This window comes from Arthrobacter sp. NPDC093139, from assembly GCF_044754165.1.
Taxonomy (GTDB): Bacteria; Actinomycetota; Actinomycetes; order Actinomycetales; family Micrococcaceae; genus Arthrobacter.
Map to the genome: position 1 here is coordinate 66,801 of NZ_JBIVOO010000008.1, position 18,876 is coordinate 85,676.

Genomic DNA, 18,876 nt, shown 5'->3' on the forward strand with positions numbered 1-18,876 from the left:
GAACCTTGGCTATGTGGACATCCGCTTCGACGGTTCCCTGCAGGCTAGACGCGGCCTTGCGTCGAGAGCGCAGGGAACCGTCGAAACGGGGGGCCCTAGGCGTAGTACCGGCGCAGGGTCTCGGCCTTGAACTCGAAGAAGGAGCCGTCCTCGATGGCGAGCCGGGCGTCGTCCACCATCTTCACCACGAACCGCTCGTTGTGGATGGAGATGAGGGTGGCGGACAGCATCTCTTTGGCCTTGAAGAGGTGGTGGATGTAGGCGCGGGAGTAGTTCAGGCAGGCATAGCAGTCACAGCCCTCCTGGAGCGGGCCGAAGTCGCGCTTGTACTTGGCGCCGGACAGGTTGAACCGGCCGTCGGGGGTGTAGAACGCCGAGTTGCGGGCCACCCGGGTGGGGGAGACGCAGTCGAAGGTGTCCGCGCCGTTTTCGATGGCCGTGAAGATGTCGTCCGGCTCGGAGATGCCCAGCAGGTGCCGCGGCTTGTTCTCCGGCAGCTCCTCGTTGCACCAGCGCACAATCGTGCCCAGGTTCTCCTTCTCGAGCGCCCCGCCGATCCCGTACCCGTCGAAGGCCATGGCACCGAGGTCCCGGCAGGCTTTCCGGCGCAGGTCCTCGTACTGCGCCCCCTGGATCACGCCGAACAGCGCCTGGTAGGGCTTCCCTGCCCGGGCGGAGGTCAGCCGGAAGTGCTCGTTCAGGCAGCGCACGGCCCAGAGCCGCGTGCGTTCCAGCGACTCCTCCTGGTATCGGCGGGAGTTCTGCAGGGTGGTGAGCTCGTCGAAGGCGAACATGATGTCCGCCCCGATCTGGTGCTGGACCTGCATCGAGATCTCAGGCGAGAAGCGGTGGCGGTCCCCGTTGAGGTGGCTCTTGAACCACACGCCGTCGTCGTCCACGTGGGCGAGCCGCTCCTTGCCGGCGGCCACGGCGTCGTCAGACACCGCCTGGTCCTGGGGTGACACGGACTTCATGTCGATGACCTTTTTGAAGCCCGAGCCCAGGCTCATCACCTGGAAGCCGCCGGAGTCGGTGAAGGTGGGGCCGGGCCAGTTCATGAAGGCTCCCAGCCCGCCGGCCTCGTCGAGGACGTCCGGCCCCGGCTGCAGGTACAGGTGGTAGGCGTTGGCCAGGAGTGCCTGGGCCCCGAGCTCGGCCATGGACTCCGGGAGCACCGACTTCACGGTGGCCTTTGTCCCGACGGCGATGAAGGCCGGCGTCTGGATTTCGCCGTGGGGCGTGGTGATGGTGCCGGTCCTGCCCAGGAATTCGCCGCCGTTGGCGGACATCTGCTCACCGGATGGGCGGCACGTTTCAGTGAGCCGTTTGCCGACGCGGAAGGAAAACTCCGACTGCCGGGCGGGCGGCACTGATTCAGGCGGCATTTGTTCTGGATTGGCTGGCACGGTTCAAGTGTGCCAGCTACGGGCACGCGGTCTCAGCGGATGGGCTCCGATGTGGGGTAGTTCTCAGAACGCCAGTCGTCCCAGAGCGTGCGGATCGTCTCCAGCGTGTGGGCGCCCAAATCGTAGGTCGAGATGATCACCATTGACCCGCCGTCGGGCCTGACCTCCGGGATGACGGGCTGGTCCGCCACGATCAGCAGGCCGTCGCCGTGCTCGGCGTAACTGTGCACGGTCAGCCCGACCTGGTGGTTGGACTTGTACCAGACCTTGCCGGCGATCTCCTCACCCGTGCCCAGTGTCAGTGAATAGTCCTCGCCGCGATTCGGCACCTCCTGGAGCCCGAGTTTCTCGATGGCCGAGCCGCCGCTTCCCGGAACCGAGAAGAACATCGTGTGGCGCTTTCCATGAGGATGCCGCTCCAGCGCGAACCTGAGCTGCTGGAGGAAGGTGAGCCAGCCCTGGGTGATGTCCTCGTCCCAGGCCGCCCATTCGGAGTTGTGATCCAGCGCCGCCCGGGTCACGCTGACTTCAGTCCCGGTGGGTACAGGTTTCAGCGTGAACACGTCGCCGCCGTCGACTGTCAGCGAGGTGTGGTCCGGGCTCTCGACGACGGTGCTGTTGAAGTAGATCTCATTGATTTCCGCGGCCAGGTCGTCTGCCTGCCAGCCATGCCACTCGGCCACTTTGGCGGGCTCACGCAGCATGGTCCAAACCTGCGGCGCATCAGAGTTGATCACAACGCTCAGATTGTTCGTCATGGCCCGAATTTACAACCTCGCCACAGCCGCGGCTAGAGCCAAACCGCAATGCCTTCGCGGCCCTATCCGCGGACCGACTCCAGCTCGTTGGCGATCCGCCGCTCCAGCTCACCCGCGCTGATGGTCTGTGAACCGCCGTGCGCCCGCAGGAACAGCAGCGACTCCAGGCGCAGCAGGCGCCACTCGCGCTCGGCCTCGGCGTTGGAGTTGTCCATGGACCGGAAGATCTCTTTGTCATACAGGTTGGGCTCGTTCAGGGAGCGCTGGCGCACCCTCGCCTGCATGCGGGCCTTGAACGGGTCCGTCTCCTGGTTTTCGGGTGCCCGGAGCAGCTTCTCGTAGACGGCGGCACGCTCCTTCTGGCCGGCCTGGCGGCAGATGTACGTGGAAAGTGCGAGCGAAGCCTCCACGGACGACCATCGGCCGGGATTTCCGTCGAAGGGCAGCACATTCAGGAGGTCAGCGACGGCGAGTGCGCCGTCCGCGTCCTTGAGCATGACGAACAGTTCGTGGGCGAGGTCGCTGAGGTCCTTCAGGCAGCTGCCGGATTTCGTGTTGATGCCTTTGACGAGCTTGTCGGCCAGCAGTTGCACACCCACGGAATCGGGATGCGCCTCCGCCACGGCCTCTACCACGGCTTCGGGGGTCCCTGCGGGTTCCGGGATGAGGGCCAGGTCCTCGGCGCTGGGCCCGATGATCGCCGGTGTGGAGGCCGGCAGGGGAGGAACGACGACGGCGGGAGGCGCCGGGGGCAGGGCCGCCCCCTCGTTCTGGTTCCCGACCACCTGCAGCGGGGTGGCGGCGTCGGAATTCTTGGCAGCGCCGGCACCGTCGGTGGCCGCGTTGTCGGCTGTCGTTAGGCCCTGAAGCACGTCATCTTCGGCGGCGAAACCGGTTCTCTCGATCCGGACAGACGAGCCGGCGGCAATGCGCAGCATGCCGCCCCCGGTCAGGGTTGCCAGGACGATGGCGGGCGCGCCGAAGTCATCATTTTCAATCTCTACGGAGTGGACTTCGGCCGTCCTGAGGCCGTCCGGCAAAAGAAGGTGGTCGCCCGGCTGCAGAGACCCAGCCTGCTGTTCGCGGTAGGTCTGGGCAGCTGGTACGTGGTTCATGGGAGTCCTTAAGTTCTCTTGCGGTCCGCCCAACAGTCTACAAAGGAGGCAGTGCGAAGTCCGGGAGGCGGCGACCTCAGGGTGCCGTCAGCTGCCGACGCCCGCGAACGCCAGGGCTTGGCGCACGAGCGAGCCGCGGCCGCCGCTGAACTCCTGCTGGACGTCCTCGCTGAGTACTTCCTGCGGAGTCATCCAGGTCAGTTCCAGCGCGTCCTGGCGCGGCTCGCATTCGCCCGTGACCGGGATGATGTAGCACAGCGAGACGGCGTGCTGGCGGTCGTCGGTGAATCCTGTGTGGGAAGGCGCGGGGAAGTACTCTGCCACGGTGAAAGGCACCGGGCTGATGGGCAGCTGCGGAAAAACGAGCGGGCCGAGGTCCTTCTCCATGTGGCGCAGAAGCGCGGCGCGGATGGTTTCCCTGTACAGCACGCGGCCGGACACGAGGGAACGGACCATGGTGCCGTCGGCGTCCGCCTGCAGGAGGGTGCCCACTTCGTTCACGAACCCCAGCGGGTCGAGTCGGACCGGCACTGCCTCGACGTAAACCATGGGGAGCCGTCCGCGGGCCTCGAAGAGGTCCTCGTCGGAGAGCCAGCCGGGATTGGGGTCGGGGGTGCGCACGTTCATGGTTAAGTTCTACCCCATCGCCGTGCATCCGGCCGCCGACGCGTGGGATCTCCGCTCTTAGCGGAGGCCAGATGACTGGGCACCGAGCGGAGCCTGCTTCGAGATCCACAGCGTGGGTGGTACGTGCGGTCCGGAGGCATCACCCGCCGCGTCGGGGTTCGCCAGGTGCAGGGTCCGCCCGAAAGCCTCCTCCGTCATGCTGACCTGGTGGCCCGCGGCGGCCAGCCGGTCCCGCAGGGCGGGCAGGTCGCCGTCGTACTCAAAACCGAAGCCTGACCGCGCAGGGCCCGAACCGGGACGAACCATCAGCACACCGCCGTTCTTGGCCGTAAAGTCCGCGGTCTCGTCATTATCCGGCACCGGCCGGGGCCTCGCGCCGATGCTCCTGAGCGTCTCGGCGGCCGCGGCGGTGTCTTCGGTGAACCAGACGGCGACGACCGACAGCCCCGTGTCGGCGTCGGCACACTGTGCGAAGTGGGCCGCTTTATCCGCCAGGAAGCTGAAACCGTCCTTTCCCGTGATTCTGCAGGAGTCGCCGATGTCCGCGGGGATCAGTTCGGCCGGCGTGGTTCCGGACTCCACCCCTGCCAGGTTGGTGCGGCGGGCAAATTCCTCCAGGTCGCCCACCTCGACGGCGAAGGACGATGCGCCGTCGTTCTCGGCGCCGGCAGGGACGTGCTGCAGTGCAAGCCGGCCAGACGCGGCGTCGAATTCCCGCCACGTGTCGTCGTGAAGGGTTTTGATCATTCCCAGGTCCGTGAGTAGCCGCTCCCACTGGTCCAGGCGTGAAGTGAAATGGACGGGGCGGACACGCAGCATGGTCTCTCCTCGGACTCGAACGGCTTGGATTCAGCAACGGCGCAGTCATGGCCATGATGCCACGACTTGCATCCCGCGGCACCGGGCGCGAAAGGGGCAGAATAGGCGCATGGCTGCTGAACTCGAGGAACTGCTGGTCAAAGACGCCGCCGAGTGGCGACGCTGGCTCGAACTGAATCATTCAACGAGCCCGGGCGTGTGGCTGGTGCTGCACAAAAAAGGCGGCAGCGTCACGGAACTCGACTACGAGGCAGCCTTGCAGGAGGCACTGTGCTTCGGATGGATCGACGGCCAGGGCAAAAGGCGCGACGACGAGAGCTCCTTCCAGCGGATGACCCGCCGGGGGCCGAAGAGCGTCTGGTCGGCACGGAACGTGGACCGCATCGGGCGGTTGGAAGCCGCCGGCAGGATGGCAGAGGCCGGCCGGGCCGCCGTCGACGCAGCCAAGGCCGACGGGCGGTGGGAGGCGGCGTACTCCGGCCAATCGTCAGCCGAAGTGCCGGAGGATCTCGCGGCTGCCATTGCCGCAGTTCCCGAAGCGCAGGCCATGTTTGACGTCCTTACCTCAGTCAACCGCTACGCCCTGATCTACCGCACCAACTCGGTCAAGCAGGCCTCCACGCGGGCACGAAAAATCGCCGGTTTCGTCGAGATGCTGGCCCGCGGCGAGACACCCTACCCGCAGAAGAAGCGGCCTGCAGGCCCAGCAATTAACCCTTGAGGTCGGTGCCGGCACTCCCGGACAGCCCGGGAATGCGGCCGCGGTAAAATTGAATCTGGCCCAGTGAAGCGCCGGCAGCGCTCGCAGCCCTGCCGGCGCTTCCCCATTTTCCGACGATCGGCGGACATGCAGCTGAATTCCCTTCGAAAACTCGGCCCCCGGGGCAGCTGGATCACGGTGGCTGCAGTCCTGGCTGTCGTGCTGGCCGTGGCTGCCGCGATAGTTCAGGGGAGCAGACCAGGAGACCCCGCCAACCCTGGCGCCGGGAACGGTGGCGCGCAGGAAACGGCGCCGAGCCCCAACTTCAGCCGCCCGGAGGGGGCATCGCAGTTCCGGCCGGCCTACCACCTCACTCCGAAGAAAGAATGGATGAACGATCCGCAGCGGCCGTTCCTGCTGGATGGCGTCTGGCATTACTACTACCTCTACAACGCCGACCATCCCGAGGGGAACGGCACAGAGTGGTTCCACGTCACCAGCACCGACCTGGTGCACTGGAAGGACGAGGGCGTGGCCATCGAGAAATTCAAAAACGGCCTGGGCGACATTGAAACGGGCAGCGCCGTCGTGGACACGGACAACACCGCAGGCTTCGGCAAGGACGCCGTTATCGCCGTGATGACCCAGCAGGACAAGGGCGTCCAGCGGCAATCCCTGTTCTACTCCACGGACAAAGGCTTCAGCTTCAAGCCTTACGATCGGAACCCAGTCATGGACAACCCCGGCGCAGAGCACTGGCGGGATCCGAAGATCATCCGTGACGACGCCAATGGCCAGTGGGTCATGGCCCTGGCAGAGGGCGAGAAGATCGGTTTTTACACCTCCCGCGATCTGAAGGGCTGGCGGTACGCCTCATCCTTTGAGCGCCGGGGGCTGGGCATCCTGGAATGTCCCGACCTTTTCCAGCTGGACGTCGACGGCGATCCCGCCAAGCGCACATGGGTCCTCGCCGCAAGCGCCAACGGTTCCGAGGAAGGCCGGACGACGGGAGTGGCCTATTGGACGGGAAACTGGGACGGGACCACCTTCACTCCAGCTGACGACGGGCACCAGTGGCTCGACGCCGGATCGGACTTTTACGCGGCCGTCACCTGGGATGATCCCCGGCTTCCGGAAAACCAGCGGATGGCGTTCCGCCATGCCATCGGCTGGATGAACAACTGGACCTACGCGCGCAATCTGCCCACTACTGACTGGCAGGGCGGCGCCGATTCGATCGTGCGGGACATCCGCCTCAAGACGGTCCAAGGCAGGCCATCCCTGGTGTCCAGTCCCACCAAGGCCCTGTCCGTTCTTGAGGGTGCCGCCGAGACCGTCACCGGCCGGCGGGTCACAGAGGACGGTGCGGGGGAACTGCCGGTGCCGGACAGCGGCGCCTACCGGCTGGATGTGACCCTCGAAAAGGGGCCGGACGACGCCGCTTCGGAAGCCCTGCTGAAGCTGGGCAGCGGAGCGGCAGAAAAAGGCCCGGCGGACTTCGCCACGGTCGGATACGACTTCGACGACGGAACGGCCTTCGTGACGCGCTCCGCCGTGGTGCCTGGCGTCGAATCGCTCGGCCGCGTTTTCACCGACCGGCGGTCAGCCGCGAGTCCCCTGCGCGGCGGTTCGGCACCCGGCCGGGGGATCGTTGAGCTCACGGTCTTTGTGGATTATTCCTCAGTGGAGGTCTTCGTTAACGGCGGCGAGCAGACCCTGACATCGCTGGTTTTCCCGCGGGAGGGCGGACACACCGTCACCGCCGCGACGGCCGGCGGGAGCGCAACCCTGAAGTCGTTCAAGTACACGCCGCTTGCCGCTGCCGGCTGACGAAGAGGCGACGACACCAGGCCAGCCGGAAGGTCAGGGCTAAGCGGAAGGTCCGTCGCCGTTGACCGGAAAAGCGACGGCCTCGCCCACGACGCGCAGGCACAGCTCCATGCCCGGCCGGGCGATGGAGGCGTTCCAGTGCCGGATGGTGATCACTTCCCCGCCGCCGGGGTAGCGGTGGTCCGGCATGGCACCGGCGAGTTCCGGCGGCACGGCCAGCTTGAGCCGCACGGTGGTTTCGGGGCCGAAGTAGTCGGTGTCCACCACCACTCCGCGGATGTGGCCGTCCTCGGCAATGCGGATCTGTTCAGGACGAAGCATCAGCTGCACGCGGCCCTGGGCCGGAGGGCGTCGTACGGGGATGCCGCCCAGCGAACACGTTGCCAGCGAGCCTTCCATCCACGCGTCGAGGATCACGGCGTCGCCCAGGAACTCGGCAGTGGCCCGGTCCGCCGGGCGCGTATAGACAACAAACGGGTTGCCGATCTGTGCCAGCTTGCCGCCACGCATCACGGCCACCTGGTCCGCGAAGGAGAGGGCCTCCGCCTGGTCGTGCGTCACCAGGATCGTGGTCACACCGGCCTGGTTCAGCACTTTCGCCACGGCGCGGCGGGTGGCCACACGGAGCCCGGCATCCAGGGCAGAAAACGGCTCATCCAGCAGCATGAGCTCAGGCTCGCGGGCCAGGGCGCGGGCCAGGGCGACCCGCTGCTGCTGGCCGCCGGAAAGCTCATGCGGCCGTCGCTTGGCCATGGCGGGGTCCAGGGACACCATCTCCAGCAGCTCGGCAACCCTGGCCGCAACAGCCCGCCGCCCGCCGTCGAGCTTTGATGCGCTCAGCCCGAAGGCGATGTTCTTCCCCACCGTCAGGTGCGGGAACAGGGCACCGTCCTGCGCCACATACCCGACGTGCCGCTTGTGCGCGGGTGTCCACACGCCGTTACCCGCCACAGGGGAACCGTTCAGCAAAATGCTGCCGGTGCCGGGATGCTCGAAGCCGGCGACCAGGCGCAGCAACGTGGTCTTGCCGGAACCGGAGGGCCCCACGATTGCGGTGGTGCCGCCTCTCGCGACCGAGAGGTTGACGCCCCTGAGAACCGCCTGGGAACCGAAGTTTTTGGTGACGTCCTCGATCACCAGGTGGCTGTCCGTGCTGGGAGCCACGGACGGCGAGATCCGGGGTTCGGGAACCCTGGATGGCAATTGTTCGGTCACTGTCCCGCTACTTTCTTGGACTGCTGGAAGAGCAAATACGTCATGGGTGCCGAGATAGCGATCATCAGCAGGGCATAGGGCGCCGCGCCGGCATAGTCGATTTCGCTGCTCTTGGCCCAGAACTCGGTGGCGAGCGTGCGCGTGCCGTTGGGGGAGAGGAGCAACGTCGCGGTGAGCTCGTTGACGATGCCCAGGAACACGAGGGCGGCTCCGCCGGCGGCTGCCGGGGCCGTCAGACGCAGCGTGACGCGGATGAAGGCCAGCAGCGGCGGCGCTCCCAGCGCCTGCGCCGCCTCATCCAGTTCCTTGGGCGCCTGCGCCAGCCCGGCCCGGATGTTCACCAGCGACCGGGGGAGGAACAGCAGCACGTACGCAGCGATCAGCACGCCCGCGGTCTGGTAGAGCTCAGGGACCAGCCGGATGCTGACGGTCACGAACGCAAGCCCCACCACAATGCCGGGCATGGCACTGGTGATGTAGTTGGACAGCTCCAAGGCCTTGCTGAACCAGCCGGGGTGACGCACCGCGAGGTAGGCCATGGGGAACGCGACTGCCGTGGTCACCACGGCGCCTCCGAGCCCGTAGCCGAGCGTCTGCAGGAGCGCAGGGAGGAACTCGTCAGCCGCCCAGATCTCCGGGCCGCCGGCCACGATCCACCGCAGCACGAAGGCCAGCGGAAGCCCGAACGCCAGTGCAGTGAGCGCCACAAGGAACAGCTGCGCGGGCATCTGGTAGGCGCGCAGGGGGAGCCGGAGGGCCCTCGCCTGGGCCCCCGAACCCACCCGGGCGTAGCGGGCGGTGCCGCGGCTCCGGACCTCGGCAAGCAGCAGCAGGAGGCAGAGAAACACCAGCACGCTGGCCAGCATGTTCCCTGCCGTGCCGTTGAAGGTGGACTGGTACTGCACCATGATGGCCGTGGTGAACGTGTCGAAGCGGATCATGGCGAACGCACCGTATTCGGCCAGCAGATGCAGCGCAACCAGGAGGGCGCCGCCGGTCATGGCGATCCGCAGCTGCGGCAGGACCACCCGGAAGAACGCCCGCCAGGCGCCCAGCCCCAGGGACGCCGCGGAATGTTCGATGGCGGGATCCAGCCGGCCCAGCGTCGCCGCGGCAGGGATATACACCAGCGGGAAATAGGAGAGGGTGGCAATCAGCACGCCGGAAAACAGGCCCTGCAGGGACGGGACGGCGGACACCCAGGCGTAGCTGTTCACGAACGCGGGGATGGCCAGCGGCGAGGCAAGGAGCACCGCCCAGACCTTGTTCCCCCGCAACGTGGTGCGCTCCACCAGCCAGGCTCCGCCGACACCGAGGACCAGGCACAGCGGCACGGTGAACACCACGAGCAACACCGTGTTGAGGAGCAGTTCCCCCACGCGTTCGCGGAATATCAGCGCCGAGGCCGTTTCCCAGCCGGTGGCCACGGTCATGACGACGACGTAGCCAAGCGGAACGAGTGAAAACAGGGCGATCAGCACCGCCAGGACAGCAACAGCAGAAACGCCGAAAGGCGGGCGGGGGCGCTTGCCCCGGCCCGCCGTCGTCGTGCGTCCGGAAACCTCCGGCGCCGATGCCTGCGCGGTCACAGAATTACAGGAGTCCTGCCTTGGTCATCAGCTCGGTGACCTTTGCGGAGTTCAGCTTGGCGGGGTCCACCGCCGGAGCCTGGAGTTCCTTGACCGGAACCAGCTTGTCGTGGGCCGGGACGCCGGAGGCAATCGCGTACTCGAACGAGTCGCCCTTCTGCAGCACTTCCTGGCCCTTCTTGCCGGTGATGAACTTGAGGAAGGCCTGGGCCTTGTCAGCGTTCTTGGACGACTTCAGCACGCCGCCGCCGGACACAGAAAGGAAGGCGCCCGGGTCCTGGTTCTTGAAGTAGTACGGCGTGACGTTCTTGGAGTTCTCGCCGGTCTTGGCCTGGTCGCCGTAGTAGTAGTAGTGGTAGATCAGCGCGGCATCGACTTCGCCGGCGTTGACGGCCTTCATCGCGGTGCTGTTGCCCTTGTACGCCGTGAAGTTTTCCTTCATGCCCTTGAGCCACGCTGCGGTTGCCGCTTCGCCCTTGAGTTCAAGGAGGGCGGCCACAATGGCCTGGAAGTCAGCGCCGGTCGGGGATGCAGCCCACTTGCCCTTCCACTCCGGCTTGGCCAGATCCAGCATGGACTTGGGCAGCTTGTCCTCGGTCAGCTTGGCCTTGTCGTACACGAGGACGGTGGAGCGGGCCGCGATGCCGGTCCACTTGCCGGTGGTCGGACGGAATTCGGCGGGAACCTGGGCGATGGTGTCCTTGTTCACGTCGGCAAACAGGCCTGCGTTCTCCACCTGCGCCATTGCGGGGGAGTTCTCGGTCAGGAAGACGTCGGCGGGGGAGGCACCGCCCTCCTGGACGATCTGGTTGGACATCTCCGTGTCCGAGCCCTGGCGGAGGGTGACCTTGATGCCGGTTTCCGCGGTGAACGCGTCCGCCCATTCCTTGGTAAGGCTCTCGTGCTGGGCGTTGTAGACCGTGATCTCGCCGTTGGTTGCTTCCGGGGAGGCGGTTCCGGCGGGGGACGGGGAGCCGCCGCAGGCAGCCAGTCCCAGTGCTGCGGTGGCGGCGAGTGCGATGCCGGCCAGGCCGTTCTTGCGGATCTTCATTGGGGGCTTCTTTCTGAAAATGTCAGGCGGACCTGGGTCCTGGTGAGCAGGGGACGTCAGGCGACGCTCACTGCCAAACTGTAGGTTAGCCATACCTAAGTGGCATGCTTAAGTGACCATTATCACATCAATTACGGAAGTGTTGCATGACGTAATTCGGTGGCCCCGCCGGTGGTCAGAACTCCCCAGCGGGTGCGTGCGGCGTGCCGGCGGCAGCTGCCGCTTCCAGCACCATCCACGCCTGCAGCTGTGTGGAAAGTTCGACGGCGGCGGCCGGCGGATAGGTATCAGTCGCCGGTCGCTGTGGATGGTGGGAAAAGATCAGGCGGCCCGGCCCGCCGTGCCTGGCAAGGGCTTCGTCTACGGTAACGGCCCTGCGGCCCGCCCAGAGCGCGGCAGCGGTGTCCGTGACCATCCGGCCGGCGGTGGCGCGGGTGGCCTCGGGCAGGCGTCCGTCGCGCGCGGCCAGCGCCAGGTAGCGCGTCAGTATCCCGGTGAAGAGCCCGCCGTCGCCCGTTCCGTCGCAGCGGAGCACTCCGCCGCTGTTCGCTGGGCCGCCGGGCACCGCGCCGCCGTGGGCTGAGGTGCCGGCCATGCCCGGCGCAAGGCTGGCTTGCAGCGTAAGGTGCCGCGACACCGCACCCACCACGACGGCGGCGCGCTCCAGGTTCCTCGTCCCGCCGAGCTCCAGGAGGGCGCCGAGGACCGGGCCCTGGTTGTAGGTGTAGATCGCGTTCTCGAGGACGGTTTCGCCGGTGGGGCCGATCCGGAGTCCGTCCAGGTAGAGCCCGCGGCCCGCGTCGAAGAGCCTGGCGTCGAGCCAGTCCAGGAGCGCCTGCGCCCGTGCAGTGTGGCCTGTGCGTGCGAAGTAGAGCGCCACCGGGGCCGTTGCCGGGGTGTTCTTAAAGTCTCGTTTCGTGCTCCAGAAAGTGCCGCCGCCAAGGTCGTCCGTGGACGCCGAGTCGAACTGGAGCATCAGGCTCCGGCGGAGGCGCGCGTACCGGCGCGGGACCGGGCGGCGGCTTTCCTCCGCCAGCTTTTCGAGCCGGAGGCCGGACAGTGCCAGCCAGGCCATGTCGTCGTAATAGCTGTTGACGAAGGTGAAGAAATTGCGCAGCCGGATGCCGGTGACCAGGCGGGAGGCGAGCTGGCCGGCGCTGGGGTGGTGTTCGCCGTCGAACCGGGCCGGCTGCCGGCCGGCCGTACCCAACTCGCGGCGGCCGGTGTCCACAAGGCAGTCCACGTAGTGCGCCTGCCACCAGTAGTGCCACGGACGGAGGAGGCTCCTGAAGCCCCCGGAGGGACGGGAAACCGCACCGATGTGGGTCCCCGGCAGGAAAAAGAGCCGGTGGCCGAACATCCGCGTGACCGACCGGGCGGCCTCGTCGGCGCGGGCGGACCAGTCAGCCGGGGCTGCCGGTTTCCCCGGTGTTCCGGGTTTTCCGGGGCCGGGCCGGTCTCCGGGGGCCGCTGACGCATGGGGCTGGCTCATTCCGCCAGCCTAGCGAAACGGGGCAGGGTGCGCGCACCCCGGCTTTCAGTTAACATTCACTAACTAATGTTCGCCGGCTGCCGGTTTCCGCATCAAGGAGGATGTATGGACATCAAGGGTTCTGTTGCGCTGGTCACGGGCGGGGCGTCCGGACTGGGCGCTGCTACTGCCCGGCGGCTGTTCGATGCCGGCGCCTCGGTGGTGATCGCGGACCTCGGCTCTTCGGCCGGCGCGGCTTTCGCCGAGGAGCTGAACTCCAGCCGAGTGGACGTGCCTGCCCCCGGCGGTGCAGAAGCCGGCGGTGCCGTAGCCGGCGGTGTCGGCGCCGACGGGGTAGGCGGCGGCGCCGGGAACACCGCAGTCTTCGTTCCGACGGACGTTACCAGCGAGGGCGACGTGCAGGCCGCCGTCGACTCCGCAGCGGCGCTGGGTCCGCTGCGGATCCTGGTGAACTGCGCCGGCATTGCCACACCCGGCAAGGTACTGGGCCGCGACGGCGTCCTGCCGCTGGAGACCTTCACCCGCGTCGTCCAGGTCAATCTGGTGGGCACCTTCAATGTGATCCGCCTCGCCGCCGCGGAAATGGCCCTTACGAAGCCGGCCGTCACCGATCTGGGCGGGGAAGAGCGCGGCGTCATCATCAACACCGCCTCCGTTGCCGCGTTCGATGGCCAGATCGGCCAGCCGGCCTACGCCGCCTCGAAAGGCGCCGTGGCGGCCATGACCCTGCCGCTGGCCAGGGAGCTGGCCCGTTCACTGATCCGCGTTGTCACCATCGCACCGGGCATCTTCGAGACACCCATGATGGCCGGCCTGCCGGCGGAGGCACAGGAGTCCCTCGGCAAGCAGGTGCCGCACCCGTCCCGCCTGGGCCGGCCGGCCGAATACGCCAATCTCGCGGCGCACATCGTGGACAACGCGATGCTGAACGGCGAAACCATCCGCCTCGACGGCGCCATCCGGATGGGCCCGAAATGACACATCGTCCTTCCGCTGAATCCGCCGTCGAAGCACTGCCCACCGCGGACTTCTACGACTACGAGTCCCTGCTCAGCGGCTCCGAACGGCGCAAGCTCCAGGAATTGCGGGAGTTCCTCGCCGCGGAGATCGCACCGTACGCGGAGGAATGGTGGAACAAGGCCGAGTTTCCGTCCCAGCTCCTGCCAAAGCTCGCCGCACTTGAGCTGAGCACCCCGGCCCAGCGCGGCTACAGCCACCTCTTCGCCGGACTCGTCATTGCGGAAATAACCCGCGTGGACACCTCGATCGCCACGTTCTTCCTGGTCCATCATGATCTCTTCGTCGAGGCGCTCTACAAGTTCGGGTCGGATGACCAGCGGAGCCGGCTGCTCGAGGACGCCTCCAACCTGCGCACCACCGGCGCCTTTGCACTGACCGAACCGGGGCACGGCTCCGATGTCGCCGGCGGCATGGAGACACGTGCTCGCCGGATATCCAGCCCAAGCGGAGCAGCCGATGGCGGCGGTGACTGCTGGGTGCTGAACGGCGCCAAACGCTGGATCGGCAACGGGACGTTCTGCGACTACATGCTGGTGTGGGCACGGGACGAAGCCGACGGCACCGTCCGCGGGTTCATCGTGGACGCCTCCCTGCCGGGAGTGACGCGCAGCCGGATCGAAAACAAGATCGCGCTGAGGACCGTGCAGAACGCCGACATTGTGTTTGAAGACGTCCGCGTGCGCGAGGCGGACAGGTTTGCGACGGTTGACGGCTTCGAGGACACGAACGAACTGCTCCGCGGCTCGCGCATCATGGTGGCGTGGCAGGCCGTGGGGCAGCAGCTGGCGGCATTCGACGTCGCCCGGCAGTACGCCGTCGAACGGCGGCAGTTCGGACGGCCGCTGGCAAAGTTCCAGCTGATCCAGCAACAGCTCGTCTCGATGCTGGGCAACACTGTGGCCAGCATGGGCATGATGGTGCGGATCGCCCAGCTGCAGGACCGCGGCGCCGATGACATGGCGCAGGTGGCCTTGGCCAAGTCGTACACATCGGCGAGGATGCGTGAAACGGTGGCCATGGGACGGTCTCTGCTCGGCGGCAACGGCATTGTCACGGACTACCGCATGGCCAAGATTTTCGCCGACGCCGAAGCGATCTACACATACGAGGGCTCGTACGAAATCAACACCCTCATCGTGGGCCGCGCCGTCACCGGGGTTTCCGCCATCGTCTGACGCCAACCTCCGCCCAAAATACGAAGCGCGAACTGGCAGCTACTACCCGCAAAACCCAGGTTTGAGGGCATTATCTGCCTGTTCGCGCTCAGGGGTTGGGCAGCTTCTCGCCGGCTTCGATCCTGGCGTCGAGGCTGTTGTTCTTCACGGGCATCGGGCAGGTGCCGTATGGCGTGAACGCACTGGGGTAGTTGATGGCGCGGTTGAAGTCCAGAACCACCGAGGCGTTTCCCGAAGCGTCAATGCGGGGCCGGGGCGTGGAAACCTTCCGCCACTCACCAGTTGCCTGTCCCGGCGAGGCTGCTCCGTTGGTCTCGTCGTGGAAGGTGACCGTCAAGGCGCCGAGCTTCTCCTCCTCGGCGTGAAGCCGGTACTCGTGGTCCTTTCCCGGGAGCCGGAACACGAGCTCGCCCACTGTCCGGTGCACGCCGTCCACCAAAGGGTTGGCGGTGGCGATGGGGATGTCCACCGGTTCGGGATAGGCCTCAAAACGGGCCTCCACCACGAGGTCCGGGCGGTAATCAAAGGTGGGCACGCCGTCGAACTCCGTGAAGACCGGCGACAGCGAATCGCGGGTGCGGATGGCGTACTTGTCGGCACGCATGGCAAGCTCCACCACCACCTGGCGGCCATCGGGGCCGCCGAACTGGACCCACATCAGAGACTCCTCGTTGGAGAGCCGCGCCGTGACGGTCCCGTCCACCGGCTCGCCGGTTTCCACAAGCGTGAGCCCGTCGGCCGCCGCGGCGGTAAGTGCCGCCGTCGTGCCGTCGGTTGACCACAGCCCGGGGGCGAGGTCGACGGCGGAGGGCTGGCTTTCCAGCCACTGGAACGACGTGAGCGTAAGCCAGCCGTGCTCAGCGGCGAGGGCGGCATTGCGGTTGTTGCGGAAACGGTGCCAGCGCTGCAGCTGGGCATCTGGTGCTGTGCTCATGGTTCCTCCAACGTAGACGGCTGCCTGTACAACCGCACGCAAAGACACTTCATTCCGTTCTGGATTCCGCTGGAGGCGGCTGCCGGCACGGGCGGAATGGTGTCCCCATAGCGGGCCGGGATGCCCGGTTCAAGGCCGTAACAGGATCTGTGACATATTCCCGGCCCCGGCGCGCTGCGGGTAACATTCCATAGGAACAGGTAACCCGGCTCACAGTATCCAGCGCAGTGTACGAGCCAAGTCCGAACCCTCGAAAGATAGTTTCCATGGCTGACACTGCAATGAATTCCCAAACAGATCTCGCCGCCGAACTCCGCGCAGACGTGCGCCGCGTCTCCACCCTGCTGGGCGAATCGCTGGTCCGCCAGCACGGCCCCGAACTCCTGGACCTTGTGGAGCAGGTGCGCCTGCTGACCAAGGAATCGAAGGAAGCCGCCCGCGGCGGTGCGGACGCCACCGGTCCGTGGAGCGCGCACGACGTCGTTGCCCAGGTCCGTGAGCTCCTCGCCTCCCTGCCGCTTGAGCAGGCCACCGACCTGGTCCGCGCCTTCGCGTTCTACTTCCATCTCGCCAATGCCGCCGAACAGGTCCACCGCGTCCGCGGCCTGCGCACGCGGCAGGAAAAGGACGGCTGGCTGGCCAAGGCGGTCGACGACATCGCCGGCCAGGCAGGCCCGGCAGTGCTCCAGGAAGTCGTCAATGAACTGGACGTGCGCCCCGTCTTCACCGCGCACCCCACCGAAGCGTCGCGGCGCTCCGTTCTGGACAAAATCCGCAAACTCTCCGATGTGCTGGCCGAACCCACCGAGGAGGGCACCACAGCCCGGCGCCGGCAGGACCGCCAGCTGTCCGAAATGATCGACCAGATGTGGCAGACGGACGAGCTCCGCCAGGTACGGCCCACCCCGGTGGATGAGGCCCGCAACGCCATCTACTACCTCAACAGCATCCTCACCGACGCGCTGCCGGAGATGCTCACGGACCTCTCCGCGCTCCTGGGCGAGCATGGCGTCACGCTGCCGGCGCACAGGGCCCCGATCAAGTTCGGTTCGTGGATCGGCGGCGACCGTGACGGCAACCCCAACGTCACCGCGGCCGTGACCCGTGAGATCCTCCAGCTGCAGAACCAGAACGCCGTGCGGATCAGCATCGCCATGGTGGACGAGCTCATCTCCATCCTGTCCAACTCCACAGCCCTCGCCGGTGCGGACCAGACGCTGCTGGACTCGATCGACGCGGACCTCACCAAGCTGCCCGGCCTCGACCCGCGCGTCCTCAAGCTCAACGCCCAGGAGCCCTACCGGCTCAAACTCACCTGCATCAAGGCCAAGCTCATCAACACGGGCAAGCGCGTGGCCGCCGGTTCAGCGCATCAGCCAGGCCGCGATTACACCTCCACCGAGGAGCTCATCACAGAGCTGGAGCTGCTGGAACTCTCGCTGCGCAACCACTCGGCTTCCCTTGCGGCGGACGGCGCGCTGGCCCGCGTCCGGCGTGCCATCGCCTCCTTCGGCCTCCATCTGGCCACGCTGGACATCCGCGAGCATGCCGATCACCACCATGACGCCGTCGGACAGCTCATGGACCGCCTTGGCGGACCCGGCATCCGGTATGCCGAACTGACCCGCGAACAGCGGCTCGAAGTGCTGAGCGCCGAGCTGGCTTCCCGCCGTCCGCTGTCCGGCCACCCGATTAAGCTCGACGGCGTCGCCGACGGCACGTACGACGTCTTCCGCGAGATCCGGCGCGCCCTGCGCACGTACGGCCCCGACGTCATCGAGACGTACATCATCTCCATGACGCGCGGCGCCGACGACGTCCTGGCCGCGGCCGTCCTGGCCCGCGAAGCCGGCCTGGTCAGCCTTTTCGGCGACGCCCCCTATGCAAAGATCGGCTTTGCGCCGCTGCTCGAAACTGTTGAGGAACTGCGTGCCTCCGCCGAGATCGTGGACCAGCTGCTCTCTGACTCGTCCTACCGGGAGCTGGTCCGGCTGCGTGGCGACATCCAGGAAGTCATGCTCGGCTACTCGGACTCCAACAAGGAATCCGGCGTGATGACCAGCCAGTGGGAGATCCACAAGACCCAGCAGAAGCTGCGCGACATCGCCACCAAGCACGGCGTCCGGGTCCGGCTGTTTCATGGCCGCGGCGGATCCGTGGGCCGCGGCGGAGGGCCCACCTACGATGCCATCATGGCCCAGCCCCACGGTGTCCTCGAGGGAGAAATCAAGTTCACCGAACAGGGCGAGGTCATCTCGGACAAGTATTCGCTGCCGGAACTGGCCCGCGAGAACCTGGAGCTTTCCCTCGCCGCCGTGATGCAAGGGTCCGCCCTGCACCGCACACCCCGCAACTCCGACGACCAGCGCGAACGCTTCGGGCACGTCATGGAGATCATTTCCGACGCCGCCTTCGACCGCTACCGGAGCCTCATCGACCACCCGGACCTGCCCGCCTACTTCATGGCGTCCACCCCGGTGGAGCAGCTGGGTTCCCTGAACATCGGCTCCCGGCCCTCCAAGCGCCCGGACTCCGGTGCGGGTCTCGGCGGCCTCCGCGCCATCCCGTGGGTGTTTGGCTGGACGCAGTCGCGGCAGATCGTGCCGGGCTGGTTCGGCGTGGGATCCGGCCTGAGGGCCGCCCGCGAGGCTGGCAACTCAGCCCAGCTCGTGGAGATGATGGACCGTTGGCACTTTTTTCGTTCGGTGCTCTCCAACGTCGAGATGACCCTGGCCAAGACGGACCTCGACATCGCCGGCTACTACGTGGACACCCTGGTCCCCAAGGAGCTCCACCACCTCTTCCACGCCATCCGCGAAGAGTACGAACTGACTGTTACAGAGATCCAGAACCTCACCGGTGAGAACGTGCTCCTGGACGCCCAGCCGACCCTGAAGCGCTCGCTGGAAATCCGGGACCAGTACCTCGACCCGATCAGCTACCTGCAGGTGGAGCTCCTCCGCCGTGTGCGTACCGAGGCTGCGGCAGGCAAGTCCATTTCCGGCGGCGAGATCGACGACCGGCTCCAGCGCGCCATGCTGATCACAGTCAACGGAGTGGCGGCAGGACTGCGCAACACCGGGTAGTCCCCGCGCCCTCCGTCGCTTTGCAGATAAGGGGCGGGAGGCACAGCGTTTCCCGCAGT

At 66.7% G+C, this 18,876-nt stretch carries 15 protein-coding genes; 5 read left to right on the forward strand and 10 right to left on the reverse strand.

Going from position 1 to position 18,876, the window contains the following annotated elements:
- Nucleotides 1-95: 95 nt before the first annotated feature.
- From tgt to ACIP90_RS13615, 5 genes are all read right to left on the reverse strand, one after another.
- Nucleotides 96-1,385 carry a tRNA guanosine(34) transglycosylase Tgt gene (gene tgt, locus ACIP90_RS13595; protein WP_400579864.1) on the reverse strand — a complete coding sequence of 430 codons (1,290 nt, stop codon included), beginning with the start codon at nt 1,383-1,385 and terminating at the stop codon, nt 96-98.
- A 53-nt stretch (nt 1,386-1,438) separates the two neighbouring features.
- Nucleotides 1,439-2,164 carry an SRPBCC domain-containing protein gene (locus ACIP90_RS13600; protein ID WP_400579865.1) on the reverse strand — a complete coding sequence of 242 codons (726 nt, stop codon included), beginning with the start codon at nt 2,162-2,164 and terminating at the stop codon, nt 1,439-1,441.
- A gap of 62 nt (nt 2,165-2,226) precedes the next feature.
- Nucleotides 2,227-3,279, reverse strand: a complete 1,053-nt coding sequence (locus ACIP90_RS13605) for a DUF6707 family protein (RefSeq protein WP_400579867.1) — start codon at nt 3,277-3,279, stop codon at nt 2,227-2,229.
- A gap of 87 nt (nt 3,280-3,366) precedes the next feature.
- Entirely contained in the window at nt 3,367-3,906 is a 540-nt protein-coding gene (locus ACIP90_RS13610; RefSeq protein ID WP_400579868.1) for an NUDIX hydrolase family protein, read from the reverse strand.
- Nucleotides 3,907-3,963: 57 nt separating this feature from the next.
- The gene (locus ACIP90_RS13615; protein WP_400579870.1) at nt 3,964-4,725 is read right to left on the reverse strand and encodes a VOC family protein; all 762 of its coding nucleotides are present in this window, start codon (nt 4,723-4,725) and stop codon (nt 3,964-3,966) included.
- Between the two features lie 109 nt (nt 4,726-4,834).
- Between ACIP90_RS13615 and ACIP90_RS13620 the strand changes: the two genes are divergently transcribed.
- Both ACIP90_RS13620 and ACIP90_RS13625 read left to right on the forward strand, forming a co-directional pair.
- A complete protein-coding gene (locus ACIP90_RS13620) occupies nt 4,835-5,446 on the forward strand; it encodes a YdeI family protein (RefSeq protein WP_400579872.1) in 612 nt (203 codons plus the stop codon).
- Nucleotides 5,447-5,572: 126 nt separating this feature from the next.
- Entirely contained in the window at nt 5,573-7,255 is a 1,683-nt protein-coding gene (locus ACIP90_RS13625; protein WP_400579874.1) for a glycoside hydrolase family 32 protein, read from the forward strand.
- Nucleotides 7,256-7,294: 39 nt separating this feature from the next.
- Here the strand turns inward: ACIP90_RS13625 and ACIP90_RS13630 are convergent, their stop codons facing one another.
- From ACIP90_RS13630 to ACIP90_RS13645, 4 genes are all read right to left on the reverse strand, one after another.
- Nucleotides 7,295-8,470: an ABC transporter ATP-binding protein gene (locus ACIP90_RS13630; RefSeq protein ID WP_400579875.1), complete on the reverse strand. Its 1,176-nt coding sequence runs from the start codon at nt 8,468-8,470 to the stop codon at nt 7,295-7,297.
- Entirely contained in the window at nt 8,467-10,059 is a 1,593-nt protein-coding gene (locus ACIP90_RS13635; protein WP_400579877.1) for an ABC transporter permease, read from the reverse strand. The genes ACIP90_RS13630 and ACIP90_RS13635 overlap by 4 nt, the downstream gene beginning before the upstream one ends.
- A gap of 4 nt (nt 10,060-10,063) precedes the next feature.
- Nucleotides 10,064-11,110, reverse strand: a complete 1,047-nt coding sequence (locus ACIP90_RS13640; protein ID WP_400579879.1) for an iron ABC transporter substrate-binding protein — start codon at nt 11,108-11,110, stop codon at nt 10,064-10,066.
- Nucleotides 11,111-11,285: 175 nt separating this feature from the next.
- Complete coding sequence (locus ACIP90_RS13645; RefSeq protein ID WP_400579881.1) at nt 11,286-12,602, reverse strand: glycoside hydrolase family 76 protein; 1,317 nt, start codon at nt 12,600-12,602, stop codon at nt 11,286-11,288.
- Between the two features lie 105 nt (nt 12,603-12,707).
- Between ACIP90_RS13645 and ACIP90_RS13650 the strand changes: the two genes are divergently transcribed.
- Together ACIP90_RS13650 and ACIP90_RS13655 are read left to right on the forward strand one after the other, a co-directional pair.
- Nucleotides 12,708-13,580 (forward strand): SDR family NAD(P)-dependent oxidoreductase, encoded by an 873-nt coding sequence (locus ACIP90_RS13650; protein WP_400579883.1) that lies wholly within the window; start codon nt 12,708-12,710, stop codon nt 13,578-13,580.
- Nucleotides 13,577-14,797 carry an acyl-CoA dehydrogenase family protein gene (locus ACIP90_RS13655; RefSeq protein ID WP_400579885.1) on the forward strand — a complete coding sequence of 407 codons (1,221 nt, stop codon included), beginning with the start codon at nt 13,577-13,579 and terminating at the stop codon, nt 14,795-14,797. Before ACIP90_RS13650 ends, ACIP90_RS13655 begins: the two co-directional genes overlap by 4 nt.
- Before the next feature lie 88 nt (nt 14,798-14,885).
- Here ACIP90_RS13655 and ACIP90_RS13660 read toward each other — a convergent pair whose 3' ends face one another.
- A complete protein-coding gene (locus ACIP90_RS13660) occupies nt 14,886-15,731 on the reverse strand; it encodes a DUF1684 domain-containing protein (RefSeq protein WP_400579887.1) in 846 nt (281 codons plus the stop codon).
- A gap of 266 nt (nt 15,732-15,997) precedes the next feature.
- Here ACIP90_RS13660 and ppc point away from each other — a divergent pair, with 266 nt between their 5' ends.
- Complete coding sequence (gene ppc, locus ACIP90_RS13665) at nt 15,998-18,817, forward strand: phosphoenolpyruvate carboxylase (RefSeq protein ID WP_400579889.1); 2,820 nt, start codon at nt 15,998-16,000, stop codon at nt 18,815-18,817.
- Nucleotides 18,818-18,876: the final 59 nt, after the last annotated feature.